At 72.4% G+C, this 19,707-nt stretch carries 18 protein-coding genes; 16 read left to right on the top strand and 2 right to left on the bottom strand.

From position 1 onward, the window contains the following. Nucleotides 1-4: 4 nt before the first annotated feature. The 14 genes from M1L56_RS12995 to M1L56_RS12930 all read left to right on the top strand — a co-directional run bounded on the left by M1L56_RS12995 (nucleotide 5) and on the right by M1L56_RS12930 (nucleotide 15,276). Complete coding sequence (locus M1L56_RS12995; protein ID WP_067949200.1) at nucleotides 5-793, top strand: amino acid ABC transporter ATP-binding protein; 789 nt, start codon at nucleotides 5-7, stop codon at nucleotides 791-793. 58 nt (nucleotides 794-851) lie between these two features. Next, nucleotides 852-1,718: a glutamate ABC transporter substrate-binding protein gene (locus M1L56_RS12990; protein ID WP_248599553.1), complete on the top strand. Its 867-nt coding sequence runs from the start codon at nucleotides 852-854 to the stop codon at nucleotides 1,716-1,718. Between the two features lie 103 nt (nucleotides 1,719-1,821). Beyond that, the gene (locus M1L56_RS12985; protein ID WP_067949198.1) at nucleotides 1,822-2,469 is read left to right on the top strand and encodes an amino acid ABC transporter permease; all 648 of its coding nucleotides are present in this window, start codon (nucleotides 1,822-1,824) and stop codon (nucleotides 2,467-2,469) included. Further along, the gene (locus M1L56_RS12980; protein WP_248599552.1) at nucleotides 2,466-3,371 is read left to right on the top strand and encodes an amino acid ABC transporter permease; all 906 of its coding nucleotides are present in this window, start codon (nucleotides 2,466-2,468) and stop codon (nucleotides 3,369-3,371) included. Before M1L56_RS12985 ends, M1L56_RS12980 begins: the two co-directional genes overlap by 4 nt. Nucleotides 3,372-3,438: 67 nt before the next feature. Then, nucleotides 3,439-4,479, top strand: a complete 1,041-nt coding sequence (pheS, locus tag M1L56_RS12975) for a phenylalanine--tRNA ligase subunit alpha (protein ID WP_248599551.1) — start codon at nucleotides 3,439-3,441, stop codon at nucleotides 4,477-4,479. 4 nt (nucleotides 4,480-4,483) lie between these two features. Further along, nucleotides 4,484-7,009, top strand: coding sequence for a phenylalanine--tRNA ligase subunit beta (gene pheT / locus M1L56_RS12970; protein WP_248599550.1), 2,526 nt, complete (start codon nucleotides 4,484-4,486; stop codon nucleotides 7,007-7,009). Nucleotides 7,010-7,123: 114 nt separating this feature from the next. Next, complete coding sequence (locus tag M1L56_RS12965; RefSeq protein WP_067949189.1) at nucleotides 7,124-7,537, top strand: DUF1801 domain-containing protein; 414 nt, start codon at nucleotides 7,124-7,126, stop codon at nucleotides 7,535-7,537. A gap of 252 nt (nucleotides 7,538-7,789) precedes the next feature. Then, nucleotides 7,790-8,833, top strand: coding sequence for an N-acetyl-gamma-glutamyl-phosphate reductase (gene argC, locus M1L56_RS12960; RefSeq protein WP_248599549.1), 1,044 nt, complete (start codon nucleotides 7,790-7,792; stop codon nucleotides 8,831-8,833). Beyond that, entirely contained in the window at nucleotides 8,830-9,987 is a 1,158-nt protein-coding gene (gene argJ, locus M1L56_RS12955; RefSeq protein ID WP_067949185.1) for a bifunctional glutamate N-acetyltransferase/amino-acid acetyltransferase ArgJ, read from the top strand. The genes argC and argJ overlap by 4 nt, the downstream gene beginning before the upstream one ends. A 17-nt stretch (nucleotides 9,988-10,004) precedes the next feature. Beyond that, nucleotides 10,005-10,967 carry an acetylglutamate kinase gene (argB, locus tag M1L56_RS12950; protein WP_248599649.1) on the top strand — a complete coding sequence of 321 codons (963 nt, stop codon included), beginning with the start codon at nucleotides 10,005-10,007 and terminating at the stop codon, nucleotides 10,965-10,967. Beyond that, complete coding sequence (locus tag M1L56_RS12945; protein WP_374256751.1) at nucleotides 10,964-12,169, top strand: acetylornithine transaminase; 1,206 nt, start codon at nucleotides 10,964-10,966, stop codon at nucleotides 12,167-12,169. The genes argB and M1L56_RS12945 overlap by 4 nt, the downstream gene beginning before the upstream one ends. Nucleotides 12,170-12,203: 34 nt before the next feature. Then, nucleotides 12,204-13,133: an ornithine carbamoyltransferase gene (gene argF, locus M1L56_RS12940; protein ID WP_248599548.1), complete on the top strand. Its 930-nt coding sequence runs from the start codon at nucleotides 12,204-12,206 to the stop codon at nucleotides 13,131-13,133. A gap of 2 nt (nucleotides 13,134-13,135) precedes the next feature. Next, the gene (argH, locus tag M1L56_RS12935; RefSeq protein WP_248599647.1) at nucleotides 13,136-14,578 is read left to right on the top strand and encodes an argininosuccinate lyase; all 1,443 of its coding nucleotides are present in this window, start codon (nucleotides 13,136-13,138) and stop codon (nucleotides 14,576-14,578) included. Between the two features lie 65 nt (nucleotides 14,579-14,643). Next, the gene (locus tag M1L56_RS12930; RefSeq protein WP_248599547.1) at nucleotides 14,644-15,276 is read left to right on the top strand and encodes a DNA-3-methyladenine glycosylase; all 633 of its coding nucleotides are present in this window, start codon (nucleotides 14,644-14,646) and stop codon (nucleotides 15,274-15,276) included. Between the two features lie 39 nt (nucleotides 15,277-15,315). On the opposite strand, the gene M1L56_RS12925 is transcribed toward M1L56_RS12930, so the two are convergent. Further along, entirely contained in the window at nucleotides 15,316-15,912 is a 597-nt protein-coding gene (locus tag M1L56_RS12925) for a hypothetical protein (RefSeq protein ID WP_248599546.1), read from the bottom strand. Nucleotides 15,913-15,972: 60 nt separating this feature from the next. Beyond that, complete coding sequence (locus M1L56_RS12920) at nucleotides 15,973-16,656, bottom strand: DNA-binding protein (RefSeq protein ID WP_248599545.1); 684 nt, start codon at nucleotides 16,654-16,656, stop codon at nucleotides 15,973-15,975. Nucleotides 16,657-16,779: 123 nt separating this feature from the next. Between M1L56_RS12920 and tyrS the strand changes: the two genes are divergently transcribed. Together tyrS and M1L56_RS12910 are read left to right on the top strand one after the other, a co-directional pair. After that, nucleotides 16,780-18,081, top strand: a complete 1,302-nt coding sequence (gene tyrS / locus M1L56_RS12915) for a tyrosine--tRNA ligase (RefSeq protein ID WP_248599544.1) — start codon at nucleotides 16,780-16,782, stop codon at nucleotides 18,079-18,081. Between the two features lie 6 nt (nucleotides 18,082-18,087). Continuing rightward, the coding region (locus M1L56_RS12910) for a CoA transferase (RefSeq protein ID WP_248599543.1) at nucleotides 18,088-19,707 on the top strand (1,620 nt) is incomplete at its 3' end.

Here is a 19,707-nt window from a genome sequence, read left to right as displayed (position 1 = left end):
GGGTATGCCTCCGGCCGACACCGCACCTCGAACGTCGAACATCTCGGTCCGCCGCGGCGAACCGCTCGTGGTGATCGAGCATGTCGACAAGCACTTCGGCGAGCTCCACGTCCTGAACGACATCAACACCGTGGTGAATCGCGGTGAGGTCGTGGTGGTGATCGGTCCGTCGGGGTCCGGCAAGTCCACGCTGTGCCGCGCGATCAACCGGCTCGAGACCATCGACTCCGGCACGATCACGATCGACGGCGACCTGCTGCCCGAGGAGGGCGCCGGCCTCGCGAAGCTCCGCGCCGACGTCGGCATGGTCTTCCAGTCCTTCAACCTCTTCGCGCACAAGACCGTGCTCGAGAACGTCACGCTCGCACCGATCAAGGTGCGCCGGATCCCCCGCAAGGAAGCGGAGGCGAAGGCGATGGAGCTGCTCGAGCGCGTCGGCGTCGCGAACCAGGCGCAGAAGATGCCCGCGCAGCTGTCCGGCGGCCAGCAGCAGCGCGTCGCCATCGCGCGATCGCTCGCGATGAACCCCAAGCTGATCCTGCTCGACGAGCCGACGAGCGCGCTCGACCCGGAGATGATCAACGAGGTCTTGGACGTCATGGTCGGCCTCGCCGAGCAGGGCATGACGATGATCGTCGTCACCCACGAGATGGGGTTCGCCCGCAAGGCGGCTGACCGCGTCCTGTTCATGGCCGACGGGCGCATCGTCGAAGAGGCGACCCCGGCCGAGTTCTTCGACCACCCGAAGACCGATCGCGCGAAGGACTTCCTCTCGAAGATCCTCGAGCATTGAGCCTCTGCGGCCACGAGCTGCGGGGAACCCGAACGAACCACGAGAGATGAGGCACGACATGAGACGCAGCAGAATCGCACTCGTCGCGGCGGCCGCCGCGAGCGCACTCCTGTTCAGCGGCTGCGCCGGCGACGGCGGAGACGACGCGGCGGAGCCGACGGTCGAGGAGGCTCCCGAGTTCGAGGAGGGCACGACCATGGCCGAGCTCGCCGACGCGGGTTCGATCACGATCGGCACGAAGTTCGACCAGCCCCTGTTCGGCCTCGTCGGCCCCGACGGCGTGCCCGTCGGCTTCGACGTCGAGATCGGCAAGATCATCGCGGGCAAGCTCGGAATCGCACCGGAGAACATCGAGTGGGTCGAGACCGTCTCGGCCAACCGCGAGCCGTTCATCGAGAACGGCGAGGTCGACATCGTCATCGCGACGTACACGATCAACGACGACCGCAAGCAGGTCGTCGACTTCGCCGGCCCGTACTTCCTCGCCGGCCAGTCCATCCTCGTGCTCGAGAGCAACGAGGACATCCAGAGCGAAGAGGACCTCGTGGGTCAGCCGGTCTGCTCGGTGAGCGGATCGACCCCCGCGGCGAACCTGCGCGACCTGGGTGCCGAGGTGTTCGAGACCGACACGTACAGCAACTGCCTCGAGCCGCTGCGCAGCGGTCAGGTCGTCGCCGTCTCGACCGACAACGTCATCCTCGCCGGCCTGGTCGACCAGAACCCGGGCGAGTTCAAGGTCGTCGGCGACCCCTTCACGGAGGAGCCGTATGGCATCGGCCTGCAGAAGGGCGATGACGACTTCCGCAACTTCATCAACGACGTGCTCGAGGAGTCGTACGACGACGGCACGTACGAGGAGGCCTGGAACTCCACCGCCGGAGCCGTCCTCGAGTTCCGCGATCCGCCGGCCGTCGACCGGTACTGATCCGTCGTGCGGGGTCCGGCGCCAAGTGCAGCCGGACCCCGCCACGACCGCCTGACCGCCCGGAGCGGCCGTCGGGCGCCCGTCCACTGAGAGAAGGAGGAGCGTGGACGCCGTCATCGAGAACCTCCCCGCGTACTTCAGGGGCTTCGGCATGACGCTGCTGCTCCTCGGCGTCTCGGGGATCGCCGCGCTGATCATCGGCACGGTGATCGCGGCGATGCGAATCTCGCCGGTTCCGTCGCTTCGCTGGTTCGCCACCGGCTACACCGACCTGGTGCGCAACACCCCGCTCACCCTCGTCCTGTTCTTCACGGCGATCGTGCTGCCCCTGCTCGGTTCGCGGCTGGACTACGTGACGGCGGCGATCATCGGGCTCTCCGTCTACACGTCGCCCTTCATCGCGGAGGCCCTGCGCTCGGGCATCAACGGCGTCCCGGTCGGCCAGGCCGAGGCGGCACGGAGCGTCGGGTTCGGGTTCGCGCAGACGGTCGGCCTCATCGTCCTGCCCCAGGCGTTCCGGATGACGGTGCCGCCCCTGATCAACGTCTTCATCGCGCTGACCAAGAACACGTCGGTCGCGGGCGGCTTCTTCGTCGTCGACCTCTTCGCCACCGGCCGCATCCTCGCGAATGCGCGGGGCGACGCGGTGATTCCGATCCTCCTCGGCGTCGCGACCTTCTACCTGCTCATCACCGTGCCGCTCGGGCTGCTCGCGGCGCGCCTCGAACGCCGTTGGGTGGTGCAGCGATGACCGGCTCGTCCGTCCTCTTCGACGCTCCGGGCCCCGTCGCCCGCCGTCGGTCCCTGATCAGCTCCGTCATCGGTGCTGCGGTGATCCTCGCCGGGCTCGCGTGGGTCGTGCTGACGCTCGCCGCGCCGAAGGGCAATCTGCCGGGGTACTTCGACCCGACGCGCTGGGAGCCGCTCGCCGAGCCGATCGTGTGGCAGCGCATCCTGACCGTCGGGGTCTGGGGCACGCTGAGCGCTGCACTGACCGCCTCGGTGCTCGCGATCATCCTCGGGATCGTCTTCTCGTTGCTTCGCAGCGCGCAGACCGCCTGGATCCGGATCCCCACTGCGGTGGTGCTCGAGTTCGTGCGCGGCATGCCCGTGCTGCTCATGATGCTGTTCATCCTGCTCGTGCTGAACACCGGCACGTTCTGGGCGGTCGTGGCCGCGCTCACGCTCTACAACGGGGCGCTCATCGGCGAGGCGCTCCGTGCGGGACTGGCGTCACTGCCGAGGGGCCAGCGCGAAGCGGGCCTCAGCCTCGGGATGCGGCCGATGCAGTCCAAGATGCTGATCGAGTTCCCGCAGGCGTTCCGCCAGATGCTGCCGATCATCATCGCCCAGCTGGTGGTGCTCCTGAAGGACACCTCGCTCGGTTACATCGTCGGGTACGTCGAGCTGCTGCGCGTGACCATGAACCAGCTCGCGACGTTCTACGGCAACTACTACCTCTTCTCGTTCTTCGTCGTGGCGCTCGTGCTCTACCTCACGATGAACCTGCTCCTGTCGTGGTTCGCGCGGTGGGTCGCGCGTCGCACCGCGAGCAAGACGGGTCGTCCCGCGCCGGACCCCGACCAGGAGGACCAGGAGCTGCTGCGGGCGAAGGCGATCGCCGAGTCCCAGCAGAGCGGGCAGGGCGCATAGGCGTCGGCGTTCGACCGCGTCTCCGGCGGGACACGACATCCGCGGGCCACGACTAGACTCGTTCTTCGTGTCCGAGCCCCTCCAGATCACCGAAGCCGCGGTCGACGCGGCCGTCGACGCGGCCCTCGCCGCCATCGCGGCGGCCGGCGATTCCGCCGCGCTGAAGGCCGTCCGCGCCGACCACACCGGCGAGAAGTCCGCGCTCGCGCGCCTCAACGCGTCGCTGCGCAGCGTGCCGAACGACCAGAAGGCCGCACTCGGCAAGCTGGTCGGCTCCGCCCGAGGCCGCGTCAACCAGGCCTTCGCCGCGCGCGAGGCCGAGATCGTCGCCGCCGAGGCCGAGGCGCAGCTCGCCGCCGAGTCAGTCGATGTCACGGCCCTGCCGTCGCGCTTCACGCCCGGTGCGCGCCATCCGCTCACCCTGCTGCAGGACCGCGTGTGCGACGTGTTCACCGGCATGGGCTGGGAGATCGCGGAGGGCCCCGAGCTCGAGAGCGAGTGGTTCAACTTCGACGCGCTGAACTTCGACGCCGACCACCCGGCGCGCGCGATGCAGGACACCTTCTTCGTCGACCCGCCCGAGTCGCACCTCGTGCTGCGCACCCACACGAGCCCGGTGCAGGTGCGCTCGATGCTCGAGCGGGAGGTGCCGATCTACGTGCTCGCCCCGGGCCGGGTGTACCGCACCGACGAGTTCGATGCGACGCACCTGCCCGTCTTCATGCAGTTCGAGGGTCTCGCCGTCGACAAGGGCCTCACCATGGCGCACCTCCGCGGCACGCTCGACCACTTCGTGAAGTCGATCTTCGGCGACGACGCCAAGGTGCGCCTGCGCCCGAGCTTCTTCCCGTTCACCGAGCCGTCGGCCGAGCTCGACTTCTGGCACCCGACCTTCAAGGGCGGCGCCCGCTGGATCGAGTGGGGCGGCTGCGGCATGGTGCACCCCAACGTGCTCCGCGCGGCCGGCATCGACCCCGAGGAGTACACGGGCTTCGCCTTCGGCATGGGCATCGAGCGCGGGCTCATGCTCCGCAACGGCGTCCAGGACATGCGCGACATGGCCGAGGGCGACATCCGCTTCTCGCAGCAGTTCGGAATGGTGGTCTAGAGATATGCGAGTGCCGCTCAGCTGGCTCGCCGAGTACGTCGACCTGCCCCCGGGCACCTCCCTCGAGGAGGTGCACGCGGCGCTCGTGCGCGTGGGGCTCGAGGAGGAGGACGTGCACACGTTCGACCTCCAGGGCCCGATCGTGGTGGGCGAGGTCCTCGAGTTCGTCGAGGAACCGCAGTCCAACGGCAAGACCATCCGGTGGTGCCAGGTGCGCGTGGCACCCGACGGCGAGCCGGCGGCCGACGGCGGCGACGCCGTGCACGGCATCGTCTGCGGGGCCCGGAACTTCTTCGTCGGCGACAAGGTCGTCGTGACCCTGCCCGGGTCCGTGCTGCCGGGACCCTTCCCGATCGCGGCCCGCAAGACCTACGGCCACGTCTCGGACGGCATGATCGCCTCGGCGCGCGAGCTCGGCCTCGGCGAGGACCACGACGGCATCCTGCGCCTGTCGACGCTCGGCATCGACGCGCCCGTCGGCACCGACGCCATCGCGCTGCTCGGCCTCGACGACGCGGCGGTCGAGATCAACGTGACGCCCGACCGCGGCTACGCGTTCTCGATCCGCGGCGTGGCGCGCGAGTACGCGCACGCGACGGGTGCGGTCTTCCGCGACCCGGCCGAGCAGGTGGCGGCAGCGGATGGCGCGGCCGACGCGTTCCCGGTCGAGATCAGCGACGACGCGCCCATCCGCGGCCGCGTCGGCGCGAGCGTCTTCGCGACGCGAATCGTGCGCGGCATCGACGCGACCAGACCGACGCCGGCGTGGATGGTGGCGCGGCTCAAGCTCGCCGGCATCCGCTCGCTGTCGCTGCCGGTCGACATCACCAACTACGTGATGCTCGAGCTCGGCCAGCCCATCCACGGCTACGACCTCGACGCGCTGCAGGGCGGCATCGTGGTGCGTCGCGCGCAACCGGGGGAGACGCTCGAGACGCTCGACGGGAAGGTCCGCACGCTCGACCCCGAGGACCTGCTCATCACGGACGACCGGGGCGCCATCGGGCTCGCGGGCGTCATGGGCGGCGCCGACACGGAGATCGGCGACGAGACCCGCAACGTCCTCATCGAGGCGGCGAACTTCGACCCGGTGTCCATCGCCCGCACCGCCCGCCGGCACAAGCTGCCGAGCGAGGCGTCCAAGCGCTTCGAGCGCGGCGTCGACCCGGCGATCGCGGGGGCGGCGGCGGCGCGGGTCGCCCAGCTCCTCGTCGACCTCGCCGGTGGCACCGCCGACGAGGCGGGGTCGCTCATCCACGCGGCACCCGAGCGCGAGGCGATCCTGCTGCCCGACGGCTACGTCACCCGGCTCATCGGCGTCGAGTACACCGAGGCGGAGGTGCACGACGCCCTCGCCGAGATCGGCGGTCGCGTCTCCCGCGTCGACGGCGGCTTCGCCGTGGTACCGCCGAGCTGGCGTCCCGACCTCACCGCGAAGGCCGACCTGGCCGAGGAGGTCGCGCGCCTGCTCGGCTACGACCGCATCCCGTCGGTGCTGCCGGTCGCCCCGCCCGGGCGCGGCCTCACGCGGTCGCAGCGGGTGCGCCGGACGGTCGCGGACGCCCTCGCCGCCGCGGGAGCAACCGAGGTGCTCGCCTTCCCCTTCGTGACGGAGGCCGAGAACGCGCAATTCGGCTCGACGGACGGCTCGGCCGTGGCGAGCGTGAAGCTCGCGAACGCGCTCGACGCCTCGACGCCGTTCCTGCGCCGCTCGCTGCTGCCCGGCCTCATCGGGGTCGCCCGCCGCAACCTCTCGCGCGGGCTCACCGACCTCGACGTGTTCGAATTCGGACTCGTCTTCCTCCCCGAGGAGGATCGCGAGTACGGCGTCGCCGACCTCCCGATCGGCTGGGAGCGTCCGGCCGACGACGTCCTGAGCGGGCTCGACGCCGGCATCCCGGCGCAGCCGCGGCACCTCGCCGTGCTCCTCACCGGCGACCGGTCCCCGAAGCAGCCCGGCCGACCGGCCGAGCCGGCCGGCATCGCCGACGCGCTCGACGCGGTGCGCCGCGTCGCCCACGCCGCCGGCGCCCGGGTCGAGTTCGCCCAGGGCGCGCACCACGCGCTCCACCCCGGACGCACCGCCGAGGTCCGGGTGGCCGGGCAGGTCGTCGGCTACGCCGGTGAGCTGCACCCGGCGCTCGCCGCCGAGGCCGACCTTCCGCGCGTCGTCGCCGTCGCCGAGGTCGACCTGGACGCGATCATCGCGCTCACCGACCCGGCCGTCGAAGCCCGGACGATCGGCACGCTGCCGGCCGCGACGCAGGACCTCTCGCTCGTGGTGGACGCCGAGGTGCCCGCCGCCGCGGTGGCCGACGCCGTGCGCGAGGGCGCCGGTGAGCTGCTCGAGGAGCTGCGCCTCGTCGACGACTACCGCGGCACCGGGGTGCCCGAGGGAGCCAAGAGCCTCACCTTCGCCCTCCGCTTCCGCGCCGTCGACCGCACGCTGACGGCGGCGGAGGCCAGCGACGCCAAGCTCGCGGGCGCGGCGGTCGCCGCCGAGCGCACGGGTGCGGCGATCCGCGAGTAGCGGCATCCGACGACCCACGCGACGGGGCGTCACGGCGGTAGCGCCGGGCGCCCCGTCGCCGTCGATGCGGGATGAGGGGGTGCCGCGACGCCAGCCGCGGCGGTACCGTGGGGCATGGCCGAAGCGAAGACCCAGCCGACCGGCGCATCGGTGTCCGAGTTCCTCGCCGCCGTCGAACCCGCCGGGCGCCGCGACGACGGCTTCGAGCTGCGCGAGCTCTTCGATCGGGTCACCGACACCGACGCGGTGATGTGGGGGCCCTCGATCGTCGGCTACGGCCTGCACCACTATCGCTACGCGTCGGGTCGCGAGGGCGACTGGCCGGTCGTCGGGTTCTCGCCGCGGAAGGCGTCGATCTCGCTCTACGGGCTCCAGACGCCCGGCGCCGAGGAGCTCATCGATCGCCTCGGCAAGGTCAAGGTCGGCGCGGGCTGCCTCTGGATCGGCCGCCTGGACACGATCGACCGCCACGTGCTGGAGTCCCTCGTGGATCGGGCGTGGGTGCGCACCCGCGGCGACGACCTCTGAGCGGCCAGCCGGGGCGCGACGACCGGCATCCGGCGTCATCCGGTTTGCGACGGTCGCGGACCGGTCGGTAGGGTCGCTGCATGTCCACCGGTCGCCCCGTCACCCGCGCACGCCTCGGGCGTGCCGCTGCGGTGCGCGGTCGACGGCGAGGCGAGCGCCGAATCCAGGCGACCCCCGCGACGGGCTGATCCCGCCGTCCCGGGCGTCGCCGGAGCCGTCTCACCCGACCGATCAGCCCATAAGGTGGAATCCATGACGTATACCGTCGCCGTCTCCGGCGCGTCCGGCTACGCGGGCGGCGAGTTGCTGCGCCTGCTCGCCGACCATCCCCAGTTCGACGTGCGCACGGTCACGGCGCACTCCAACGCCGGACAGCCGCTCACGGCGGTGCAGCCGCACCTGCGCAGCTACACGCACCTCACCCTGAAGGAGACGTCGGCCGAGACGCTCGGCGGGCACGACGTCGTCTTCCTCGCACTGCCGCATGGCGCGTCCGGCGCGATCGCGGCGCAGCTGTCCGACGAGACGCTCGTCATCGACTGCGGTGCCGACCACCGCCTGGAGGAGCAGTCCGACTGGGCCGCGTTCTACGGCGGCGACTTCCACGGCGCTTGGGCGTACGGCGTGCCGGAGCTGCCGCGGCTGTCGGGCACGCAGCGCACGCGCCTCGCGAAGACGCGCCGCATCGCGGCCCCGGGCTGCAACGCCTCGACCGTGTCGCTCTCGCTCGCCCCCGGCATCCGTGCGGGCGTCATCGAGGATCGCGACATCGTCGCGGTGCTCGCGGTCGGGCCGTCGGGCGCCGGGCGTGCGCTGAAGGCGCACCTGCTGGGGTCCGAGATCCTCGGCTCGGCGAACCCGTACGCGGTGGGCGGCACCCACCGTCACCTCCCCGAGATCCGGCAGGCGCTGCGCTGGGCGGGCGCCGCCGAACCGACGCTGTCGTTCACCCCGGTGATCGTGCCGATGTCGCGGGGCATCCTCGCGACGTCGACCGCGCGCATCGTGCCGGGCACGGATCCCGCCACGGTGCGGGCGGCGTGGGAGGACGCGTACGCCGGCGAAGCGTTCGTGCAGGTCCTGCCGGCCGGGCAGTTCCCGCGCACGGCCGACGTCCTCGGGGCGAACACGGCGCTCATGGGCCTCGCCGTCGACGAGGCGGCGGGCCGGGTCGTGGTCGTCACCGCCGTCGACAACCTCGTGAAGGGCACCGCGGGCGCCGCGATCCAGTCGGCGAACATCGCGCTCGGCCTGGCCGAGACGACTGGCCTGCCCGTGAACGGGGTCGCGCCGTGACGGTCACCGCGCCGGCGGGCTTCGAGGCGGCGGGCATCGCCGCGGGCATCAAGCGCACGGGCGCGCTCGACCTCGCACTCGTGGTCAACCGGGGTCCGAAGCAGCACGCGGCCGCCGTGTTCACCTCGAACCGCGCCAAGGCGAACCCGATCCTGTGGTCCGAGCAGGTCATCGCCGACGGCACCGTCGCCGCGGTCGTCCTGAACTCCGGCGGCGCGAACTGCTTCACCGGGCCCGAGGGGTTCCAGGTCACGCATCGCACGGCCGAGGCCGCGGCATCCGCCCTGCACGTCTCGGCGGGCGACGTGCTCGTCTGCTCGACCGGGCTCATCGGCGACCAGCTCGACGGCGAGGTGCTCGAGGAGGGCGTGCTGTCGGCCGCGAACCGGCTCGCGGCCGACGCCGCGGCGGGCGCCGATGCGGCCCGTGCGATCATGACCACCGATTCCCGCCCGAAGACGGTCGAGCTCCAGGTCGACGGATGGCGCATCGGGGGCATGGCGAAGGGCGCGGGCATGCTCGCGCCGGGCCTCGCGACCATGCTCGTCGTGCTCACGACCGACGCCGAGGTGCCGTCGCCGCAGCTGGATGCCGCGCTGCGCCAGGCCACGCGGGTGACCTTCGACCGCCTCGACTCCGACGGCTGCATGTCGACGAACGACCAGGTCACGCTGCTGGCCTCGGGGGCGTCGGGCGTCGTCCCCGATCCTGAGACGTTCGCCGAGGCGCTCACGACCGCCTGCCGCGACCTCGCGCTGCAGCTGCAGGCCGATGCCGAGGGCGCGAGCCACGACATCGCCATCGAGGTCCGCGGCGCGGTCACCGAGGAGGACGCGGTCGAGGTCGGCCGGTCCGTCGCGCGCAACAACCTGTTCAAGGCCGCGATCTTCGGGAACGACCCGAACTGGGGCCGCGTGCTCGCCGCGATCGGCACGACGCGGGCGCCGTTCGATCCCTACCTCGTCGACGTCACCATGAACGGGGTCCGGGTCTGCCACGCCGGTCGCCCCGACCGGCCGCGCGACGCCGTCGACCTCACGCCGCGCGCGACGCACGTGCTCGTCGAGCTGCACGCCGGCGAGGCCTCCGCGACGATCTGGACGAACGACCTCACCCACGACTACGTGCACGAGAACAGCGCGTACTCGAGTTGAGCATGAGCGAGGAGCAGATGACCCCCGACGGCGACGCCCGAGCGGATGCCGCTGCCGCCGCCCGCAAGGCCGAGACCCTGATCGAGTCGCTGCCGTGGTTGAAGCGCTTCCACGGTGAGATCATCGTCGTGAAGTTCGGCGGCAACGCGATGGTGAGTCCCGAGCTGCAGCGCGCCTTCGCGGAGGACATGGTCTACCTGCGGTACGCGGGCATCCGGCCGGTCGTCGTGCACGGGGGCGGCCCGCAGATCTCATCCATGCTCGAGCGGCTCGGCATCCCGAGCGAGTTCCGCGGCGGCTACCGCGTCACCACCCCGGAGACGATGGACGTCGTGCGGATGGTGCTGTCGGGCCAGGTCAACCGCGAGCTCGTGAGCCTCATCAACGAGCACGGGCCGCTGGCCGCGGGCCTCTCGGGCGAGGATGCCGGCCTCTTCCGGGGCCGCCGCCGCGGCGCGGTCGTCGACGGCGAGGAGGTCGACCTGGGGCTCGTCGGCGACGTCGTCGAGGTCGACCCGGAGGGCGTGCTCGCCCAGCTCGAGGCCCGGCGCATCCCCGTCGTCTCCTCGATCGCCCCGGATCTCGACCAGCCGGGCCTGTCGCTGAACGTCAACGCCGACTCGGCCGCGGCGTCGCTCGCGGTCGCGCTCGGCGCGGCGAAGCTCGTGATCCTCACCGACGTGGCCGGGCTGTACCGCGACTGGCCCAACCGCGACTCGCTCGTCTCCGAGATCACGGCGCCCGAGCTCGAGGCGCTGCTGCCCTCGCTCGAGTCGGGCATGATCCCGAAGATGGCCGCGTGCCTCGAGGCGGTCGAGGGCGGCGTGCCGAAGGCGGCGATCATCGACGGCCGCGTCCCGCACTCGATCCTGCTCGAGATCTTCACGCAGCAGGGCATCGGCACCGAGGTGGTCGCGGCGACGGATGCCGCGGCATCCGCTGCCGGCACGACGACGGATGCCACGGGGGCACGCTCGTGAGCGCGGCGACGGAGCACTGGCGCGACCGCTTCGGCCGTCGCATGATGCGCACGCTCGGGATGCCGCTGGCCAAGCTCGAGCGCGGCAAGGGCTGCTGGGTCGAGGACGATGAGGGCAACCGCTACCTCGACTTCCTCGCCGGGATCGCGGTGAACTCGCTCGGCCACGCCCACCCGGTGTTCGTCGAGGCGGTGTCGCGGCAGGCCGCGACGCTCGCGCACGTGTCGAACTACTTCGCCACCGCGCCCGCGCTCGAACTCGCCGACCGGCTCGTCCGGCTGAGCGGCGCGGGGGAGTCCGGCCGGGTCTGGTTCGGCAACTCCGGCGCGGAGGCCAACGAGGCCGCGTTCAAGCTGGCACGGCTGAACAACTCCGGCGGGGCCCGGACGCGCGTCCTCGCGCTCGTCGACGCCTTCCACGGCCGCACGATGGGGTCCCTCGCGCTGACCGGCAAGCCCGCCATGCGCGACGGCTTCGAGCCGCTCCCCGGGGGCGTCCAGCACCTGCCGTCGACGATCGGTGCGCTCGAGGCCGAGATGGACGAGTCGGTCGCGGCCCTGATCCTCGAGCCGATCAAGGGCGAGGCGGGCGTGCTCGACCTGCCCGACGGCTACCTGCAGGCGGCTCGCGACCTGACCCGCCGGCACGGGGCGCTCCTCATCATCGACGAGGTGCAGACCGGTGCCGGTCGCACCGGAGCCTGGTTCGCGTTCCAGCACGCCGGCATCGTGCCCGATGCGATCACCGTCGCGAAGGGCATCGGCGGCGGCATCCCGATCGGAGCGCTCGTCACGTTCGGCGACGCCTCCGAGCTGTACTCGAAGGGACAGCACGGGTCGACGTTCGGCGGGAACCCGCTCGCGACCGCCGTCGCCGGCGCCGTGCTCGACGAGATCGAACGCGCCGACCTCGTCGGCAACGCGGCCCGCCGCGGCGCCGAACTGCGCGAGCGCGTGCTCGCCATGGGATCGCCGCTCGTCGGGGGCGTGCGCGGCCGCGGACTGCTCCTCGGCATCGCGCTGACCGAACCGGTCGCCCCGGCCCTGTCGGCGGCGGCACTCGATGCCGGACTCATCGTCAACGCCGCCAACGACTCCACCATCCGCCTCGCGCCGCCGCTCATCATCGGCGACGGCGAACTCGACGAATTCGAGGCGCGCTTCGCCCGGGCCCTCGCCACGGTGTCCGAACCGCGCCGCTGACCACCTGCGCCGAGGCGCACGAACGGAAGACCACATGACGCGACACTTCCTCCGCGACGACGACATCACGCCCGCCGAGCAGTCCGAGATCCTCGATCTCGCCGTGCGCCTCAAGGCCGACCGCTGGTCGGAGCAGCCGCTGGCCGGGCCGCAGACGGTCGCGGTCATCTTCGACAAGTCCTCCACGCGCACGCGCGTGTCGTTCGCGGTCGGCATCGCCGACCTCGGCGGCTCGCCGCTGGTCATCTCGACGGCGTCCAGCCAGCTCGGCGGCAAGGAGACCCCGTCGGACACCGCCCGCGTGCTCGAGCGGATGGTGTCGGCGATCGTCTGGCGCACCTATGCGCAGTCCGGGCTCGACGAGATGGCCGCCGGCACCACGGTGCCGGTCGTCAACGCGCTCTCCGACGACTTCCATCCGTGCCAGCTCCTCGCGGATCTCCTCACCATCCGGGAGCACAAGGGCCGGCTCGACGGCCTCACCGTCGCCTTCCTCGGCGACGGCGCCTCCAACATGGCGCAGTCGTACGTCCTCGCCGGGGCGACCGCGGGCATGCACGTGCGCGTCGCGTCGCCCGAGGAGTTCGCGCCCGCGGCATCCGTCGTCGCCGACGCCGACCGCATCGCCGCCGGCACCGGCGGCTCGGTGACGCTGTACACCGACCCGGCCGAGGCCGCCGCCGGTGCCGACGTCGTCGTGACCGACACCTGGGTCTCGATGGGCAAGGAGGACGAGAAGGCGCACCGCGTCGCGACGTTCGGCCGCTACCGGGTCGATCGCGAACTGATGTCGCTCGCCAAGCCCGACGCGGTCTTCATGCACTGCCTGCCCGCCGACCGCGGCTACGAGGTCACCGCCGACGTCATCGACGGGCCGCAATCGATCATCTGGGATGAGGCGGAGAACCGGCTGCACGCGCAGAAGGCGCTGCTCGTCTGGCTCCTCGCCAGGAAGGACGCGTGAGCATGGCCGACGCGCACGGCACGCAGGGCACCAACGAGGGATCGCTCTGGGGCGCCCGCTTCGCCGGAGGACCGTCGCCCGAACTGCAGCGGCTGTCGAAGTCCACGCACTTCGACTGGCAGCTCGCGCCCTACGACCTCGCCGGCTCGCGCGCCCACGCCCGGGCGCTGGCCGCCGCGGGCTACCTCGACCCCGGCGAGCTCGACCGCATGCTCGCCGGACTCGACGCGCTCGAGGCCCGCTTCCTCGCGGGCGAGCTCGTCGCCGCCGACTCCGACGAGGACGTGCACGGCGCGCTCGAAGCCGCGCTCATCGCCGAAGTCGGCCCCGAGCTCGGCGGCAAGCTCCGCGCCGGGCGCAGCCGCAACGACCAGATCGCGACCCTCGTGCGCCTCTACCTGAAGGACCACGCCGCGACCATCGGTCGGCAGCTCGTGCACCTCATCGACGCGCTCGCCGCCCAGGCCGACGCCCATCGCACGGCGATCATGCCCGGCCGCACCCACCTGCAGCACGCGCAGCCCGTGCTCCTCGCGCACCACCTCCTGGCGCACGGCTGGGCGCTGTCGCGCGACCTCGAGCGCCTCGTCGACTGGCTGAAGCGCGCCGACGTCTCGCCCTACGGCGGCGGCGCGCTCGCCGGATCGACGCTCGGGCTCGATGCGGCATCCGTCGCCCGCGACCTCGGACTCGCCGCACCGGCCGAGAACTCCATCGACGGCACGGCGAGCCGCGATGTCGTGGCCGAGTTCGCGTTCGTCGCCGCGATGATCGGCATCGACCTGTCGCGCATCTCCGAGGAGATCATCCTCTGGAACACGCGCGAATTCGGCTTCGTGACCCTCGACGACGCGTACTCGACCGGGTCGTCGATCATGCCGCAGAAGAAGAACCCCGACATCGCCGAGCTCGCGCGCGGCAAGTCCGGCCGACTCATCGGCAACCTCACCGGCCTGCTCGCGACGCTCAAGGCCCTGCCGCTCGCCTACAACCGCGACCTGCAGGAGGACAAGGAGCCCGTGTTCGACTCGGTCGAGACGCTCGAGGTCCTGCTGCCGGCGTTCACGGGCATGGTCGAGACGCTCACGTTCCACACCGACCGGATGGCCGAGCTGGCCCCCGCCGGCTTCTCGCTGGCGACGGATGTCGCGGAGTGGCTCGTGCAGCGCCACGTGCCGTTCCGCGACGCCCACGAGATCACCGGCGCCCTCGTGCGGCACGCCGAGCAGCACGGGCTCGAACTGCACGAGGTCGACGATGCGGGCCTCGCGGCGGTCTCGCCGCATCTGACGCCGGAGGTCCGGCAGGTGCTGACGATCGAGGGCTCCGTGGCGAGCCGCGACGGCGTCGGCGGCACCGCGCCGGTCCGCGTCGACGCGCAGTTCGCCGCGCTCGCCGATCGGGTGCGCCACCTCGTGCAGGCCCTGCCGGGCGGCGACGCCTGATCGTGTCGCCGGATCGATCGGGCGCGGGCTCGGGTGCGGGCTCGGGCTCGGGCTCGGGTGAGCGGATGTCGGCGCCGGTCGGCGGCGACCACCTCGTGCGACCCGACCGGGAGTGGTTCGCCCGCGACTCCGTCGAGCTCGCCCCGCTGCTGCTCGGTGCGGTGCTCGCGCACGAGACGGACGAGGGGCGCGTCGCCGTCCGGCTCGCCGAGGTGGAGGCCTACCGGGGCGTCGGCGAGGATCCCGGGTCGCACGGGTTCCGCGGCATGACCGCGCGCAATGCGGTGATGTTCGGCGAGGGCGGGCACCTCTACGCGTACTTCACCTACGGGATGCACGTGTGCATCAACATCGTCGCGGGATGGGCCGGGCGGTCCGCCGGCGTACTGCTGCGCGGCGGCACGATCGTCGAGGGCGTCGAGCTCGCGCGCGCTCGTCGCGGCCGCTCGACCGACCGTGATCTCGCTCGCGGCCCGGCACGTCTGGCGCAGGCCCTCGGCGTGCCCCTGGCCCGGAACGGTGCCGACCTGCTCGCACCGCCGTTCGAGTTGCGCGTGCCGGCGGCGGCGCTGCCGCACGAGACCGGCCCGCGGACGGGCATCAGCGGTGCCGGGGGAGCGGTCGACTACCCGTGGCGGTTCTGGCTCCCCGGCGACCCCGGAGTCTCGGTGTACCGACGCCATCCGCGGTCGCACTGACCTCGGACGCCGTTCGCCCGCCGATGACCGGGTCGCCGCTCAGCGGGTCGCCAGATGCACGGCGAGCGCTGCCGCGCACGCCCAGATGAGGCTCGCGAAGGTGCCGATGATGAACCGCTCGCGCGCCTCCGGTGCCTCCAGCTCGGTGAACCGGCCGACGCCCTTGACCGCCACCACGATGGCCAGTCCCTCGGGGAAGCCGGCGATGATCGAGCCGGCCGCGCCGAGGCGCTCGAGCACGCCGATCGTGAGGCCTCCGCGGAGCACCTCGCGGCGGGGCGCGGCAACGCCCGCGACGGCCGGCTGATCCGACTTCACCGCGACGAGGATGCCGCCGTGCGCGCCGGGCGGCGCGCTCGAACCCATGGCCAGCTGCAGCGCGGTGGCGGCTGCCGGGCTGCCGCCGAACACGGCGACGACCATGCCGAGCAGTGCGACGAGGGGCGCCGCGACGGTCGGGACCGGGTCGGGCACGGTTGCGGCGGCGACGATCGAGACGACGACCGCGCCCGCGGCGGGCCAGAGGAGGATCGGCCGCGGCCGGAGGTACGCGAGCACGGACAGCACGCCGGCGCCGGCGAGCGCCGCGATGATCACGGCCCAGCCGAGCGCCGACATCGCCTCGACGAGGTTCACGGGTCCTCCTCCTGGGCCGTCCGGATCCGGACGGGATGGGTCGACGGCCGCCCGACGAGCCTAGCGAGCCGGTCCGTCATGGCGGGCCTCCGCGAGCGGAGCGTCGCCGTCGCCGTCGCCGTCACCGTCGGCTCCGGCGCCGCGGCGGTCGAGCTCGGCGAGCAGGCGGACGAGCGCGGGCAGCGCGTCGCCGTCGGCGTTCCACTGCGCGGCCCGGAGGCGTTGGCTGACCGCGGCATCCGAGATGCCGAGGAGCCGCGCGGCGTCCTTCTGCGTGCGGCCGTCGCGGACCAGGTCGACCGCCTCCCAGCCCTGCGGCGTGCGCCGGTCGCGGAGGAGGAGCAGGAGCCGGACGAGCGCTTCGACCTGGGCGGCGTCGAGCGTGCCGGGTCGATCGTCGGCGGCACGCAGCGCGAAGCGCGCGTCGGCTCGCTTGGCCGCGTCGACCGCTTCGCGCGCGGCGATGAAGGCGGGGCCGGCGGCCTTGCGCACGGCGTCGGGCAGCGGCTCGCGGACGTCGCCGACGCCCAGGCCGATGCTCCACCGCTCGGCTCGGTGCAGGGCGAGGACGAGCTCGAGCGCCGTGCCGGGATCGGCCGTGATCGCCTGCACCTCGTCACCGGCGGTCTGGTCGACGGGGAGGGCGAGGCGGTCGCCGTATTCGGCTTGGAGCTCCTCCTGCATCGCCGCCGAGCGGTCGATGTCGGCTCGGCTGCCGATCTGGTCTGCGGTGATCACGAACATGGCGCCTCCTTACCCGAAGGTACCAGACTTCAACTGATCCAATCAAGGATGCAGACTTCACCGAGTCGAGTGAAGCCCAGGGGCTTCGTGGACGAGGAGAGCCGCGCTGCTACCCTTGCAGTCGTGTCCGACCCCGCCATCCTCGCCGAGCAGCAGAACGACCCGACGTTCGACGACGTGTGGGAGGAACTGCGCTGGCGCGGACTGGTCCACGTGTCCACCGACGAGGCGGCCCTCAAGGAGCTGCTGGCCGGCGACCCGATCACCTACTACTGCGGCTTCGACCCGACCGCGCCCAGCCTGCACCTCGGCAACCTGGTGCAGATCCTGACGCTCCGACGCCTCCAGCTCGCGGGGCACAAGCCGCTCGGCCTCGTCGGCGGCTCCACGGGACTCATCGGCGATCCGCGTCCCACGGCCGAGCGCACGCTCAACACCAAGGAGACCGTGGCCGAGTGGGTCGAACGGCTCCGGGCGCAGGTGAGCCGGTTCCTCTCGGCGGAGGGCGAGAACGCGGTCCGCATGGTGAACAACCTGGACTGGACCGCCGACCTCTCCGCCATCGACTTCCTCCGCGACATCGGCAAGCACTACCGCGTCGGCACGATGCTGAAGAAGGATGCGGTCGCCTCGCGCCTCAACTCCGAGGCGGGCATCAGCTACACCGAGTTCAGCTACCAGATCCTCCAGGGCTACGACTTCCTCGAGCTCTACCGCCAGTACGGCTGCGTGCTGCAGACGGGCGGGAGCGACCAATGGGGCAACCTCACGAGCGGCACCGACCTGATCCATCGCGTCGAGGGCGTCCACGTCCACGCCATCGGCACGCCGCTCATCACGAACTCCGACGGCACCAAGTTCGGCAAGAGCGAGGGCAACGCCATCTGGCTCGACGCCGACATGTGCAGCCCCTACCGCTTCTACCAGTTCTGGCTCAACACGGACGACGCCGACGTGATCTCGCGGCTCAAGGTGTTCACGTTCCTCACGCGCGAACGCATCGAGGAACTCGCCGAGAAGGTCGCGACCGAGCCGTTCCGTCGCGAGGCCCAGCGCGTGCTCGCGCACGAGGTGACGACGCTCGTGCATGGGGCGGATGCCACGGCGGCCGTGGTCGCCGCATCCCAGGCGCTGTTCGGCCAGGGCGACCTCGCTGCGCTCGACCGGGGCACGCTCGAGGCCGCGCTCCGGGAGCTGCCGCACGTCGAGGCCGAGCCCGGCGCCTCCGTCGCGCAGCTCCTCGTCGACACCGGGCTCGTGTCGAGCCTCAGCGAGGGCCGGCGCGCGATCGCGCAGGGCGGCGTCTCGCTCGACAACGCGCGCATCGACGACGATGCCGCCACCATCGCCGACCGCGTCGCGTCCGGCGGCATGGCGGTGCTCCGTCGCGGCAAGAAGACCCTCGCGGGCGTCTTCGTCCGGTAGGCAGCCATGACGCGAGAAGCCGCCGATCGCCTTCTCGCACGGGTGTGGTCCGAGCTCGGCCGCGACGAGGGCGAACTGGCGCTGCTCGCGCCCTTGCCCGACGCGCCGCTCCCCGCGCGGCTCGACGTGTCGGCCCTCGCCGTGGCCTCCGTCGCCGCCGCCAGTCTCGCCGGATGGGCGCACGCCGCCACGCCGGGATCCATCCGGCTCGACGGGGACCGGATCGCCGGCGTCTTCCAGAGCGAGCGGGTGGCGCGGTTCGACGGCGTCGCGCCCGAAGTCTGGTCACCGCTCTCCGGGTTCCGACGTGCGCGCGACGGCTGGGTGCGCACGCATGGCAACTACCCGCACCATGCGGCCGCACTGCGCCGCGTCCTCGGGTTGTCGAACGCGGATGCCGCGGTGCCGGCGCTGGTCGACGCGGCCGTCGCCGAGCGCGGGGCCCGCGAGCTCGCCGCCGAGGTGACCGAGGCGGGCGGCATGTGCGTCGTCGTCGAGCCCGAGGATCCGGCCGCGGACGCGCGCCTGGCGTCCGGGCCGCTGATCGAGCTCGTCCAGCTCGGCGACGCGCCCGTTCGGCCACCGACCGGATCGGAGGCCGGCCCGCTGCCCCTCGCGGGGATCCGGGTCCTCGACCTCACGCGCGTGATCGCGGGACCGGTCGCGACGCGCACGCTCGCGCTGCTCGGTGCCCAGGTGCTCCGCATCGACCCGCCCGAGCCCGCCGAGCTCGGCTGGCAGCACCTCGAGGGCGGGCCCGGCAAGCGGACGGCGCTCCTCGACGCGCGCACGGCCGACGGCGCGGCGCGACTCGACGCACTCGTCGCCGAAGCCGACGTGGTCGTGCTCGGGTACCGGCCGAACTCTTTGGCCGGGATCGGCCTCGACCCGGCGAGCCTCGCCGCGCGCCATCCGGGTCTCGTGGTCGGACAGCTCTCGGCCTGGGGTCACGAGGGCGACGCGGCACGCCGAGGCGGATTCGACAGCCTGGTCCAGGCGGCGAGCGGCATCGCCCTGATCGAGGGCACGGACGGCGCCCCCGGCGCCCTGCCCGCCCAGGCACTGGACCACGCCTCCGGGTACCTGCTCGCCGCGGCGATCTGCTCGCTGCTCGACCGCCGCCGGCTCGAGGGCGGCAGCCTCCTCGCGCGACTCTCCTCCGCCGGACCGCGGCCGAGCTGCTGCGCCTTCCGCGACGGAACGGCTCCGCCAGCGCGCGGTCATTCGACGACGCCGCCCGCGAGGCCCTCGCCGTCGACCTCGCAGGGCCGGCCGGCACCCAGCGGATCGCGGTGCCCGCGATCGCCTCCCCGGCGGGGCCGATGGAGTGGGGGAGCCCACCGCATGCGTGGGGCTCGGATGCCCCGGAATGGGCCGAATGACGGGCGACACGCCCGGGATGCAGGGCCGAGTTGCAGCAGCCCCCGGAGATACGTAAAGTATTCATTCGTTGCCCCACAGGAGCGAGAGAAGCGAGAGAGCTTCTCCTCCTCAAGCGGCACGAACAATCCCGAACCTGATGACGACTCGATCGTCCGGGTTCGAAGCGTCCGGAACGGTCCCCAGTGGATCACCGGATGGAGAACAGAACAGCCCCGGCTGATCGGTCCGCCTCGAGCGACCGGG

Source organism: Agromyces sp. C10, from assembly GCF_023217995.1.
In the GTDB taxonomy this organism is placed as follows: Bacteria; Actinomycetota; Actinomycetes; order Actinomycetales; family Microbacteriaceae; genus Agromyces; species Agromyces indicus.
The sequence above is the reverse complement of the archived record's forward strand: the minus strand, read 5'-3'. Positions and strand labels throughout refer to the sequence as shown.